This window comes from Ralstonia nicotianae, assembly GCF_018243235.1.
Lineage (GTDB): Bacteria > Pseudomonadota > Gammaproteobacteria > Burkholderiales > Burkholderiaceae > Ralstonia > Ralstonia nicotianae.
The window spans coordinates 607,821-620,747 of record NZ_CP046675.1; the positions used below are offsets into that span (position 1 = coordinate 607,821).

Annotated in this window: 9 protein-coding genes; 2 read left to right on the forward strand and 7 right to left on the reverse strand. The window is 64.1% G+C overall.

The annotated features are described in order from the left end of the window. Position 1: 1 nt before the first annotated feature. A complete protein-coding gene (locus GO999_RS19005) occupies positions 2-922 on the forward strand; it encodes a LysR family transcriptional regulator (protein ID WP_011004287.1) in 921 nt (306 codons plus the stop codon). 111 nt (positions 923-1,033) lie between these two features. Here GO999_RS19005 and GO999_RS19010 read toward each other — a convergent pair whose 3' ends face one another. The 5 genes from GO999_RS19010 to GO999_RS19030 all read right to left on the reverse strand — a co-directional run bounded on the left by GO999_RS19010 (position 1,034) and on the right by GO999_RS19030 (position 8,056). Continuing rightward, positions 1,034-1,627: a rhomboid family intramembrane serine protease gene (locus tag GO999_RS19010; RefSeq protein ID WP_211907188.1), complete on the reverse strand. Its 594-nt coding sequence runs from the start codon at positions 1,625-1,627 to the stop codon at positions 1,034-1,036. A gap of 544 nt (positions 1,628-2,171) precedes the next feature. Then, positions 2,172-3,872 carry a hypothetical protein gene (locus GO999_RS19015; protein ID WP_028861742.1) on the reverse strand — a complete coding sequence of 567 codons (1,701 nt, stop codon included), beginning with the start codon at positions 3,870-3,872 and terminating at the stop codon, positions 2,172-2,174. 158 nt (positions 3,873-4,030) lie between these two features. After that, the gene (locus GO999_RS19020) at positions 4,031-5,149 is read right to left on the reverse strand and encodes a hypothetical protein (RefSeq protein WP_016725369.1); all 1,119 of its coding nucleotides are present in this window, start codon (positions 5,147-5,149) and stop codon (positions 4,031-4,033) included. Between the two features lie 133 nt (positions 5,150-5,282). Continuing rightward, the gene (locus GO999_RS19025) at positions 5,283-6,995 is read right to left on the reverse strand and encodes a hypothetical protein (protein ID WP_029240553.1); all 1,713 of its coding nucleotides are present in this window, start codon (positions 6,993-6,995) and stop codon (positions 5,283-5,285) included. 140 nt (positions 6,996-7,135) lie between these two features. Next, positions 7,136-8,056, reverse strand: a complete 921-nt coding sequence (locus tag GO999_RS19030; protein ID WP_011004293.1) for a hypothetical protein — start codon at positions 8,054-8,056, stop codon at positions 7,136-7,138. A 708-nt stretch (positions 8,057-8,764) separates the two neighbouring features. On the opposite strand from GO999_RS19030, the gene GO999_RS19035 reads away from it, so the two are divergent. Then, positions 8,765-10,762 (forward strand): polysaccharide biosynthesis protein, encoded by a 1,998-nt coding sequence (locus tag GO999_RS19035; protein WP_028861744.1) that lies wholly within the window; start codon positions 8,765-8,767, stop codon positions 10,760-10,762. Positions 10,763-10,795: 33 nt separating this feature from the next. On the opposite strand, the gene GO999_RS19040 is transcribed toward GO999_RS19035, so the two are convergent. Both GO999_RS19040 and GO999_RS19045 read right to left on the reverse strand, forming a co-directional pair. Beyond that, positions 10,796-12,162, reverse strand: a protein-coding gene (locus GO999_RS19040) for an IS3 family transposase (RefSeq protein WP_089190850.1) whose coding sequence is annotated in 2 segments (ribosomal slippage) — positions 10,796-11,688 and positions 11,688-12,162 — 1,368 coding nt in all. Because the reading frame shifts where the segments join, the coding sequence is not laid out codon by codon here. A gap of 76 nt (positions 12,163-12,238) precedes the next feature. Then, positions 12,239-12,910, reverse strand: a complete 672-nt coding sequence (locus tag GO999_RS19045) for a membrane protein (protein WP_020371946.1) — start codon at positions 12,908-12,910, stop codon at positions 12,239-12,241. Between the last annotated feature and the right edge of the window lie 17 nt (positions 12,911-12,927).

A 12,927-nucleotide genomic window follows, 5' to 3' on the forward strand; every position in this document is an offset into this window, starting at 1 on the left:
CATGACCCCTTCCGGCACCCAGCCAGCGGAACTCGGCTTTTTCGTCGCGCTGGCGACGGCGGGCAGCCTGAGCGCGGCGGCGCGCAATCTCGGCATCACCACGCCCGCGGTCAGCAAGCGCCTGGCGCAGATGGAGGCGCGCATCGGCATGCCGCTGGTCACGCGCACCACGCGGCGCATGAGCCTGACGCCGGAAGGCGAGGTGTTCCTGGAGCACGCGCGGCGCATCCTGGGCGAGATCGACGATCTCGATCAACTGCTGACACAGGCCAAGGGCCGGCCGCGCGGGCTGCTGCGCGTCAACGCCACGCTCGGCTTCGGGCGCCGGCATATCGCACCGGCCATCTCGGAGTACGTCCGGCAGTACCCGGGGGTCGATGTGCAGCTGCAGCTCACGGCCGATCCGCCGCCGCTGAACGAGGATGCCTTCGACGTCTGCATCCGCTTCGGCGAGCCGCCCGACGCGCGCATCATCGCCAGAAAGGTGGCGCCCAATCGCCGGCTGCTGTGCGCCGCCCCCGACTACCTGCGCCGGCATGGCACGCCGCTCGCGCCCGCCGATCTCGCGCGGCACAACTGCATCGGTATCCGCCAGGGCAGCGATGCCTACGGCGTGTGGCGCCTGACCTCCGGCAAGGGCACCAAGCGCCGCACCGAGACCGTCCACGTCCGCGGCAACCTGACGACCAACGACGGCGAGATCGCCGTGAACTGGGCCCTGGAGGGCCACGGCATCGTCATGCGCGCGCAATGGGATGTCGAGCGCTACCTGCGCGGCGGCCAGCTGGTGCAGGTGCTGCCGCTCTATGCGACGCCGGAAGCGGATATCTATGCGGTCTATCTCCAGCGCCACCAGCTGTCGCCGCGCATCCGGCTGTTCGTGGAGTTCCTGGCCGGACGGTTCAGTGCCTCACCGCGCTGAAAGCGGCACAGCACCACAACGCCATGGCAAGCCCCATCGGGCCGGGATTCCGATGTGGCGGCGCCCCATCCGGGCAACATCCGGGCAACATCCGGGCAACATCCGGGCCCTTCAATGCCCGCCGGCCCGCCTGCGCAGCCACCGCCACAGCAGGACACCGCTGCCCGCCATGCCGCCCAGATGGGCGAAATGCGCGATCCCGCTATGGCTTCCGCTGATGCCGAGCGTCAACTCGACGAGCGCGTAGACCGTGGCGAACAGCCACGCCGGCATCGGAATCGGCGGAATGAGCAGGAGGATCATCCGCCTCGGAAACAGCACGGCATAGGCCAGCAGAAGCCCGAACACGCCCCCGGAAGCGCCCACGATCGGGCCGGCCGGCAAGGTGGAGAGCCCCATCACCGCCATCTGCGTGAATGCCGCGCTCAGCACGCTCGCCAGATACAGCACGCCGGTGCGTACGCTCCCCAGTGCGCGCTCGACATCCCGCCCGAACATGAACATCCCGAACATGTTGAACACCAGATGCGGAACACTGGCGTGCAGGAATGCGTAGGTCAGCAGCTGCCAGGGCGAAAACCCGCCGTCCGCGCCGATACCGGCAGCCCCCGGCGGCCACAGCGCGAAGCTGCGCAGCAGCGCATCCCCCGCGAACAGCTCCGCGACAAAGACGATCACGTTGGCGAGGATGAGCGAACTGATCATGGCCGCACCTACCTGTTTCTCTACAAGATACAGGCCCGCGACCTGGTTTGCTCGACCGGGCACGGCGCGGGTTCCGGCATGCATCGTCCTCCGTACGCCACGCCGGTTGCCGGGTTTCCCTTGAGCGCTTGGTCAACGCCAGACAGCCGATGGCGCCTCCACATGGCGTGACGTTTGCGTGAACGCCAGCAGGCCCGGACGGCTCCCGCCGCTGAACAGCCCAGTTCGAGTTCGCCCAATCCACCGGATACCGGATACCGGATACCGGGCAGGAATGGCCAGGCGCGCCACGCTGCCCGCCCGGGGCCCGGCTAGAACCCCGGGAACCACCCGCCGATCGACGCATGGCCATCAGCGCGATCGATCCTGCCCGCCGTTGCCGCGTTGCAGCGAAACGCAATGGTGCCGACAAAGTTGGCCACCGAAGACGGCGCCCGCAGGAACATATCGACGTTCTTTGTCACGGCATACCCGCCCCCAGGGCGGGATGCGGAAACCGTCCATGCGCTGCCGGCATGGACGGGTTGAACAATGCGCGCCAGGGTCAGGGCACCAGCGTCAAGCTGGTCTGGATGCCATAGCCGACCACCGCGCTGTCGCCGGTATCGACGCCCACGACCGACGTCGGCCGTGTCCCGCTGCCGGACACGGTTCTGACCCTGACTGGCTGGCCGGTTTCGCTGCCGATCACAAGCGTGATGTTGGCCGTGCCGGGTGCGGTCGGCGTCAGCGCCTGGATCTGCGCCGAGCTCAGGATGCCGGAACTTCTGAGCTTGTTCAGGAACGTGGCGATCGAAAGGGTCAACTGCCCACTGCCGCTATCGAACAGGCTGTCGCCGGTGCTGCTGATCGAGACCCGGGCGTTGACCGTCCCGTTGACAACGAACTGGAAGGCGGTACCCGGCGGGATCTGCGCAGCAACCAACTGGTTGTTGCTGAAGGTCAGCGCAACCTTTTCGATGACGACGATCACCTCATTGCCGTTGTACACGTAGCGCAAGCCTGCGCGGATTTCCGAGGCGCCATTGCCGAATGGTTGGCCCACCTGCGTCATGCCGGCCTTGATCTCCGTCAGCGTACTGCCGTTGACCGTCACCGCGCCGCTCAACGGAACCGCCGTTCCATTCATGGTGATGCTGTCGATCCGCAGATAGTCCGTCGGCTTGACCGCGCTGATAACGGACGAGATGCCACCGCCATCCACATTGTTGCCCAATGCAGCGGCAGCGCTGCTGATGGCGCTTTCGTCGCCAAGCGCTACCGCACTGCCAAGGGCGGCCAGACTGCTTGCCAATGCCGCATTGCCAAGGGCAGCCGCCGTGACCGAGGACACCAGCAGGCTGGAGCCGCTCGACTGTGCGCTGTCACTCAGAGCCTGGAGCGCCCCGGCCTTCTGCAGCGCGGCCACCGTTGCTGCCGGAGTCGCGCCCAGCGTTGCGTTGGCGAGCCCTGCGCTCACGTTGGCCACTTGGCTGGCAATCAGCGGCGTCACCAATGCCGCCACGTTGGCCGCAACCGCGCTGATGCTCGCCTGCACGCTGGAAGGCAGCGCAGCCTCACTGTTGGTCACCGCTGCAGCAACGGCATTCGATATCAGCGTGGTGCTGGTCAAATCGACGCTGCCGCTGGAGCCGATCACCGTGGTGCCCACAGCCTTCGCTGCTGCTGCGGCGGCGGCCTCGGCCGTCAGCGAACCACCCGTGCTCGCGGAGAGCCCGGCCAAGGCCTTCGCAATCTGTTCGATCAGTTGCTGCAAGACGACCGCGCCCTTGAGCATCGTCACGTCCAGCATCGGGTCCTGGGTCAGCAGGTTGCTCGACTGCACGCCGAGCTTGGCGGCCAGCGTGGCACTTTGATCCGTGCCCACTTGCGTCAGCAACGTGGTGAACGGTGTGACCACTGCCGTGCTGCCCTGCGCCACATCGCTCGCCGGCGCCAGCAGCACGCCACCGAATGCCAGGCCCGTGCCGATATCGGTACCGCCCGAAACCTTGATCGCACTCTTGGAGCAACCGCTCGGAAAGGTGAAATTGCCCGTGCTATCGGTGGTTGTCGCCTGATTGTTGCAGTCCGTAAAAACGACGTTCGCCTGGGACAAGTAAAAGTCGACGGCCTTGCCCTGAACCTGCCCCGTCGATGGGGACGAGCCAGAATCCGATCCCCCTCCCCCTCCGCATGCGGCAAGCGCTGAGGCTGCAGCGACCGCCAGACTCAAGACAAGATTTCTTTTGATCCGTGCTTGCATGTCGTTACTCCCGAGGTCACTACTGGTTGTCAATTGAATGTACCTTGCCGTTGCCCCGACAGCCACGCGACTCCTGCCAGGCAACACCACCCACGACGCGCACCTTGACCAAGCGTGCCTGCAGCAAACTGCCCCGCTCCGAATCAACCGGAGAACGGCTAGAACCCCGAAAACCGCACGCCGATCGACGCATAGCCGTAAGCGCGATCGAGCCTACCCGCTGTTGCTGTGTTGTAGAGAAACGGAATGGTGCCGACGAAGTTGTATACCGACGCCTGCGCCCGCATGAACACGTCGACGTTCTTGGTGACGGCGTACCCCAACTCCAAGCCTAGCGTATGGTTGGTCTTGATGGCGGAATAGCCGGCCGCGCTGACGCGGCTGTCGATATGGTTGCGTATCAGATACTGGAACTGGTAACCCAGCAGGGTCGAGAACCGGTCGTACTTCCAGCGCCAGGAGCCCCCCAGATTGACATAGCCTGAGGTGTAGTTGAAATCCTGGCCGACATCCACGCCGAACTGCGCACCGTTGACGGGGAGCGACGCGGAATTGATCGTCGTATTGCCCACCCGGCACGGCGCCAGGAGCGTACCGGTGCCGGCATTGTTCGAGCCGATGTCGACATTGAACTGACAGCTCCCCATCTGCAACCGCGCGTTGAGGCTGCTCATGGAGACCCGGCTGATCCCCAGCCCGAAGAAGCCGGTGAGCCGGTTGCGCTCGCTCAACTCACCCGAGACGATGAGGTCCGCCTGTGCCTGCACGTCGTTGGCATGACGGATGGTCACGCCGGTGAGCGATGCCGCCCCGGCCCGCAGCGAAGATGAGCGCTGCAGCGCCGCGGCGTAGTCCCCCCACGCCGAAAACCGGAACAGCGCGCGATCACGGGCGCCCGGCTCGGCCAGCGGGTCGTAATAGAGCGCCAGCATCCAGGTGTGGATGCGGTTGTTGTCCTGGCCGTAATCGATGCCGCGCCGCCAGTACGCGGCCGAAGCCGACCACGTCGGCGAGAGCTTGTAGCCCAGCATCAGGCGGCCCCCGCGATAGTCGCCGGCGTTGTCCGGCATCCCCTGGCTCCCGCGCAGGTTGAAGACATCGACCGTACTGTTGACCATGTCGTAGCTGCCCTCGGCCCGGAAGGTCGAGAACTCACCCGAAGCCGGCTCGGCCTGGAGGAAAACGTCATCGGGCGCGGCGTATGCACCACCGGAACAGATCGCGCCGAATATCAGGGCCGCAGCCACGCCGCGCCCGTGCGAGAAAGACACCCTCATAGATCCCCGTATGCAGTAGCGATCCATGCACTGAGGTGGTACGGGCTTGCGCCCCATCGCTCAGACATGGCAAAACCCGCCGTGCCCGCAACAGCTGCGGGCACGGCGGGCAGATCATTGCTCAGCGCGACAATCAGGGCAGCAGCGTGACGACGCTCCGCTTCCCGTAGCCGACCACCGAGCTATCTCCGGCGTTGATGCGAATCACCGGCAGCGACTTCGTGCGATTGCCGTGGCCGGTCGCCGCCCTCACCCGAACCATCTGGCCAGACGTGCCTGCAATCGCAAGCGCCATGTCGACCCGGGCGGGTGCCTTCGGCGTCAGCGCGTCGACCTGCGCTGCGGTCAGGATGCCCGAATTCTTGAGCTTGGCCTGGAGCTTGTCGATCGGCAGAACGAGTTGCCCGGTGCTGCCGTCGAGCAGGTTGTCGCCCGTGCTCGTGACCGAAAGGCGGGTGTTGGTATCGCCCTTCAGGACGAACTCGAAGTTGGTACCGGCGGGCACCTGCGCGGCCACCAGCTTGTTGCTGCTGTTGAAGGTCAGCACGATCCGCTGGATCACGGCATTCAGTTCGTTGCCGTTATAGCGATACCGCACGCCGGCCCGGATTTCCGAATTGTTGTAGCCGAACGGGCTGCCCACCTGCGTCACGCTGGTCTTCAGGCTCGAAATCGTGCCGCCCCGCAGCGTGATCGCGCTGGCAACCGGAACCACCGTGTCATTGACGCTGATGCTGTCGACACGCAGGAAGTTCTTGTACTTGACGCGGCTGATGATGTTGCCCAGGTTGTTGCTGTCGACATTGCTGCCCAGCGTGGCCGCGGCCTCGGTGATGGTGTCTTCGTCACCCTCCGCGACTGCGGTACCCAGCCCGGAAAGGCTGTCCGACAGCGAGGTATCGCGCAGCGCTGCCGGCGAGATCGCCGCCGCCAGCAGGTTGGACGCGCTCGACTGCACGCTATCGACCACGGCGTGCATCGAGCCGGCCTTCTGCAGCGATGCCAGCGTCTCGGACGGCGTGGCGCTCAGTTCCACGCTGTCGAGGCTGTCATTGACGTTGGCCACATTGCCGGCAATCACCGGCGCAATCAGCGCGGCCAGGTTGGCGGCGATCGCGTCGACGTTGGCCACCACACTGGCGGGCAACGAGGCGGCGCTGTTCTTCACCGCCGTCACAATAGCGTTCGCAATCAGGGTCGGATCGCTCAGATCAGCGGAGCCGGTCGAGCCGACCAGCACGCTGGCGACTGCCGCTGCGGCCGCTGCGGCTGCAGCAGTCGGGGTCAACGTGCCGCCCGTGCTCTGGGACAGCCCGGTCAGCGCCTTGGCGATCTGATCGATCAGCTGCTGCATGACCACGGCGTTCTGGAGCAGCCCCGAATCGTTCATCGGGTCTTTGTTCAGCAGGTCGCTGGCCTGCAGGCCCAGCTTGCTCGCCAGGACCGAACTCTGGCCCGTACCGACCTGCGCCAGCAGGGTGGTCATCGGCGACACCAGCGCCGTGCCGCCCTGTGTCAGATCGGCGGCGGGCGCCTGCAGCACGCCGGTGAACGGCAGCCCAGTGCCGATATCGGTACCGCCCGACACAGTGATCGCGCTCTTGGCGCAATTGCTCGGGATGGTGAAGTTGCCCTCGTTGTCCGTGGTCGTCGTCTGGTTGTTGCAGTCCGTGAAGACGACGTTCGCCTGCGATAGATAGAAGTCGACAGCCTTGCCCTGGACTTGGCTCGGGGACAGCGAGGCCCCCGATTCCGAGCCGCCGCCGCCGCCGCATGCGACCAGCGCCGCGATGGCGGATGCGCTTACCCCTAAAACCAATGCTCGCTTCTTGAACTGTGCTTGCACGTTGTCACTCCAAACTTACTTCGGTTTAGTTGAATGTGGCTGCTGCCACTCCCTTTCCACCACGCTTGTGCCACCGATACCGAGTGGCCCGGGCAGCCGCAACCGCGGCATGCCTCGGAGCGTGCCGGCATCTTGCTGAGTCAGTAAGCAACCCGCCCAGCGATGTCGTCCCTGCCTGGCGGCGGAAACGGTACGCGTCCGGTTGCCGGGTACGTTGCTCGGCCTCCCCGGCCGTCGCCGAACGGATCCTCCCGTTCCTTCGTGAGCAGGCTGACCCCGCTGCTTTCCTGCAGCCGGGGAAAATCGGCCGGCGCCAGCCAACGCGCGATATAGCGCCCCATCGCTTCGAGCAGCACGTCGGAAGTCAGCCCCGAAGCACCGGCCAGCGGCGGACTGATGATCCAGGTGGTGCCGTCGTGCTCGAGCACCTGCAGCGTCTTGGCGAGATCGGCCGGCTGAAGAATGAACTGGCGGGTTGCGGCCGCCTGCAGGCCGAAGGCTTGCACGTAGTCGTCCATGTGCCGCTCGCCGAAGCACAGCACGATCTTGGGCCTCCAGCGTTCCCGGATCTTCGAGATGAAGCGGAACCGGCTGCCGGTCCGGCACAGATCGACATAGCGCTGCTTCGGAACCAGCGCCGGCTGCCCGCGGAATGCCCGCGACCAGGGCGTGTCGCCGATCTGCTGCGCGGGCAGCGGAAACAGGCTGAGCTTGAACTCGGCGCCGTTCGGCGCATAGAGCAGGTCCGCAAAGTAATGCTTCCAGTCGCATTCGCTCTGCGGCCGCCGATGGGTCTCCGCACGCGCGGCCGCCATGATCCGCGCGATCTTCTGATGCGATTGCCACCGCTCCATGCTGTCCCGGTTGCGTGCGCGGAAGACCGTGCCCCAGGCGTTGGGCTGCTCACGCGGCCCCAGCGGGGCAACCAGCGACTCTGTCCATGGGTGCGGATCCCTGTCGCAGAACCAGACAGCCCCGGCGGGGTTGCCCCCCTCCATGCCGACATAGGAAGCAAAGTACTTGTCCAATTGTTCGCGCGAGAAGATGAGCTTCTGTTCCATTTCGGTAATTTCCCTCCGGATTTTGAATGCCGGTCGCCCCCGGGCGCACGCGCCCGATTACGGTCCAGCCAGCGAGGCCCCTTAAAGCATCGCTAAAATCTCCACAAAATCCCCCGAAATATCATTATTGAACCCTTGCGACAACAGGGACACTACACAGATAGGGCACATGATGCCCGCTCGCCAGACCCCTTTTCCACAAAAACCGCCTGAAATCCCGCTAAAAGAGAATCAAGATTTTTTAATATCACGGCGAGTGTGTAATGTTGCGCAGCCGGCCTCGCCCCCTCGGGGGGAGCCGCTAGCACATAGAAGAGGGTGCCAACACCAAAGAATGGCCTAAACCTCAGGAATACTGCATCAATTCTTACGAAATGCTGCGCAGCAGCAGATTTGACGAGTATTTCCCGGCTATCCAGCCATTCCAGCTTCATTGGCCTGAGTATTTTCTACAAACAAAAACGAATCCCCAATTTAGAGGGGATTCATTGACATTTGCGTTTTCCCTTCTCCCGCAGGGTACCGACGGCGTACTGGCGAACACATTATCAATGCACATGAATCGGAGGTTGGCCAGCGTGAAGAAGCAGCAGGTTTCTTTTAGACACCGCCCTTTATGCCAGCGCTTTCCTTTCTCTCTCGGTTTGATTGATTCGGCACGCCTGCCGATGACTTGATGATGCCGCTATTGGAAATGGGGCATAAAAAATGACCTCCACACTCATTCGCCGCTTGCTGGTATTGCCACGCCGGAGCAAAGTGCTTCTGATGGTGGCGACCGACGTGATCGTCCTGCCGCTGTGCTTTTCGCTGGCGCTGCTGCTGCGACGAGGCGACGCGGAACTGCTGATCCAGTACGGCGCGTTGCCGCCGCTCACCATCGCCGCGCTGACCATTCCGGTGCTGTATCTGAGCGGCCTCTATCGCACCGTGGTGCGCTACATCGATATCAAGGTGCTGTGGCTGTCCGGCATCAGCCTGGCCACCCTGATCGCGCTCACCTATTTCGTTTCCCTTTCCATCCAGCAGGAATACCTGCCCCGAACGGGGCTGCTGATCTACTGGTTCATCGCGTTCTCGTACGTGGTGATTTCGCGCTTCCTGGCGCGCACGCTGCTGCGCACGTCGCTGTACCACAAGAACCGGGGCAACCTGACGCGCCTGGCCATCCTCGGCGCCGGTGAAGCGGGCGCCCAGCTGGCGCAGGCGATGCACGCGAGTGCGGGCCACAAGGTGCTTTGCTTCTTCGATCACGACGGCACGCTCAACAACACCACCGTCGGTGGCCTGCCGGTCTATGGCGTGGACAGGATCACCGAGCAGATCGGCAGGCTGTGCCTCGATGAGATCGTGCTGGCCATTCCGTCCGCCTCACCGGAGAGCCGCCGCAAGGTGCTCGAGAGCCTGCGCCGGTTTCCGGTCAAGGTGCGTACGCTGCCGACCCTGCTCGAGTTGGTGGATGGACGGATCACGGCGCAGTCGATCCGCGAGATCCGCATCGAGGATCTGCTCGGACGCGACCCCGTTCCGCCCAACAAGGCGCTCTTCTCCAAGTGCATCTATAGGCGGGTGGTCTTGGTGACGGGCGCCGGCGGCTCCATCGGCAGCGAGATTTGCCGCCAGATCGCCACCCAGCGCCCGCGCAAGCTGGTGATGCTCGATCATTCCGAATTCGCGCTGTACACGATCGAGCAGGAACTGCGCCAGAGCTTCCCCGACCTGCAACTGGCGGCACATATCGGCTCGGTCTGCGATGTGAAGGCGGTCACTGCCGCGGTGAGCGATCACGGCGTCGATACGGTCTACCACGCGGCGGCGTACAAGCACGTTCCGCTGGTGGAATCGAACATGGCCGAGGGCATCCGCAACAATGTGCTGGGTGCGCTCACGGTAGCCGAGGTCTCGAGCACGTATGGCGTGCAGACCTGCGTGCTGGTGTCCACCGACAAGGCGGTGCGGCCGACCAACATCATGGGCGCCAGCAAGCGCATGTCCGAACTGGTCTTCCAGGCCGCCGCCGCGCGGGCGAATACCCGCACCACCTTCGCCATGGTGCGCTTCGGCAACGTGCTGGGCTCGTCCGGCTCGGTGGTGCCGCTGTTCCGGCGCCAGATCGAGCGCGGCGGCCCGATCACGGTGACGCATGCCGAAGCCGTCCGCTACTTCATGCTGATTCCGGAGGCCGCCCAGCTGGTCATCCAGGCCGGGGCCATGGCCGAAGGCGGCGAAGTGTTCGTGCTGGACATGGGCAAGCCTGTACGGATCGCCGACCTGGCCCGCGCCATGGTCGAAATGTCGGGCCTGCAGGAGAAGACCGCCGACAATCCGGGCGGCGACATCGAGATCAAGGTTGTCGGCCTGCGCCCCGGCGAGAAGCTCTACGAAGAGCTGCTGATCGGCACCGACGTCACGCCCAGCACGCACCCGCGCATCATGTGTTCGCACGAGCATTTCGTTCTCGAGCCGGAATTGAAACGTTTGCTGACCGGGTTGTTCGCCGCGTGCGAAAGCGGCGACGCGCTGCGGATCCGCGAACAGGTGCAGGCCATCGTGCCCGAATACGCGCCGTATTCCTCGCTGGATGGCCGCAAGCCGGTGGCCGTACCAGCGGAGCGCCCGCTGCTGCCGCTGCCCCGCCCCTTCAATATGCTCGGGCGCGGCGATGCGCAAGCCGCGCTGGATACCGCCACCGCAGAGGCCAGCTGATGTGAACTGACCCCGTAAAGTTGGACGGGTAATTTAGGCGGCCAAGGGCTGAGTCCTGTATTGCACAGGGCTCAGCCCTTTTAGCTTGATCTTGATGCGCTCGTGATTGTAGTACCGGATGTATTCGGCAATGGCGCGTCGCAGTTGGTCGATGTCCGCGAAGCGCTCTAACCGGAAGCACTCTGACTTGAGTGTGCCGAAGAAGCTTTCCATTGCCGCATTGTCTAGGCAGTTGCCTTTGCGGGACATGCTCTGGCGCAGGCCTCGCGCGGCCAGTTTGCGACGATACGCTGCCATTTGATACGGCCAGCCTTGATCCGAATGCAGCATCGGCGTCTCGCACGGGCGCAGCTTGCGCAACGCCTTGTCGAGCATCTCCCGGATCAGCGTGTAATCAGGTCGTTCACTGGTTTGCCAGGCGACGATCTCTCCGTTGTACAGGTCCAGGACGGGCGACAGGTACAGCTTTTTGCCGCCGACGTTGAACTCCGTCACGTCCGTTACCCACTTCTCGTTCGGCTTGCTCGCCTCAAACTCGCGCTGTAGCAGATTGGGAGCAACCCGCCCGACTTGCCCGCGGTAAGAGCGGTATTTCTTCGGCCGCACGAGTGACTTCAACTGTAGCGCCGACATCAATCGCTGTACGGTCTTGTGATTCACCAACGTCCCTGCCCGACGGAGCGTCGCCGTGATCCGGCGGTAGCCATATCGGCCCTTGTGCTGGGCATAGATGTGCTGAATGCGCTCCTTGAGCGCGCCGTGACGATCCTCTGCCTGGCTTGTCGCCATCTGGTAGTAGTACGTGCTGCGTGCGAGATTCGCGGCCTTGAGCAAGCTCGACAATGAATGCCGCTCACGCAGCGCACTCACGACTTGCGCTTTTTCTTTGGTGCCTGCTGCTGTTTGGCACGCAGCAGGGCATCTAACTTTTTTAGGTACGCCACCTCCGCGCGCAAACACTCGTTCTCTTTGAGCAAATCCTCGCGCGAGCGCTCGTCTTGAGCCGGCTGCGCAGCGGGTTGGGGATCTTGCTTGGACTGGGACATGATGGGTGCCCCGCCTTTGCGGCGCGGCTGTAGGGCGTCGAAACCGCCCTCATGATACTGGCGGTCCCAGCGGCTGACGCCGCCAGCCTCACGCAAATCGAACACAGCGCTGACTTGCTGATAGGACAACTCGTCGCGCCACATGCGCTGCAGCACCGTCAGCTTGAACTCGGCGCTATACGCTTCATGCTTCTTGCGTAGTCCGGATTTCCCATGGCGCTGCCACGCGTTGATCCAGCGCCGGATCACAGAACGGCCTATCCCGTACTTCTGGCTCAGCCCTGCGGTCCCAACGGCCCCCCTCAAATACTCCTGAACTACTTGGCGCTTGAACGCCTCTTCATACTTCGCCATGAAAAACACCCCAAAGGTTGAACAGATGTCCAACTTTTGGGGTGCAGTTCAATGCTGGCCTTTTTTTCGCGCCGCGCTACCAGGATTTTCTCCGCTCGATCAGCTTGATCTGCTGCCGGCCACTCAGCGGATCGGTCTCAATGTCGCGCCGGTACGAGTAGGTTGCGCCCAACCGGTGGGCGAGCCCCTGCCACATCGCTTCCTTGATCGGCCGGGCCCGTCCATGCAGGATCGCCGGCACGGCCAGGCAGAGCGGCAGCATCACGAGCAGAAGCCCGCCCAGCCGGCGCAACTCAAGCCGGACCGGGACGCGCAGGTTGTACCAGGCAATGAACAGGCCGATGGCGCCGCCGATCAGGGTTTCGACGAGCGTATGGTAGTCGCAGGCGATCAAGGTCGTGGCCAACGCAGCCGCCAGCACGAAGCCCAGTGCCGCGCCATAACGGGCGGCACGCTCCCCGAGGGAGGCGCCGAGCAGCATCAGCAGCATGGGATAGACCGCCGTCGTCAGCATGGCATGGCCGCTGACGCTGTAGAGGCCGAGCGCGGAGAGATGGAGCCCGCCGAGATCGAACGCCATCTTGCCGACCAGGATCAGCAGCACGCCCGCGCCGAAACTGGCCAGCCAGGCCAGTGCGCGCAAGCGGTATCCGGCCCCGAACAGGATCAGGCCGATCACGGCGGCCAGCGGGAGCATCCCGGTGCTGTCGCCGAAGGCGACGATGCGTGAACAGAGTGCCGCAGTCACGCGCCGTCGCCATCCTG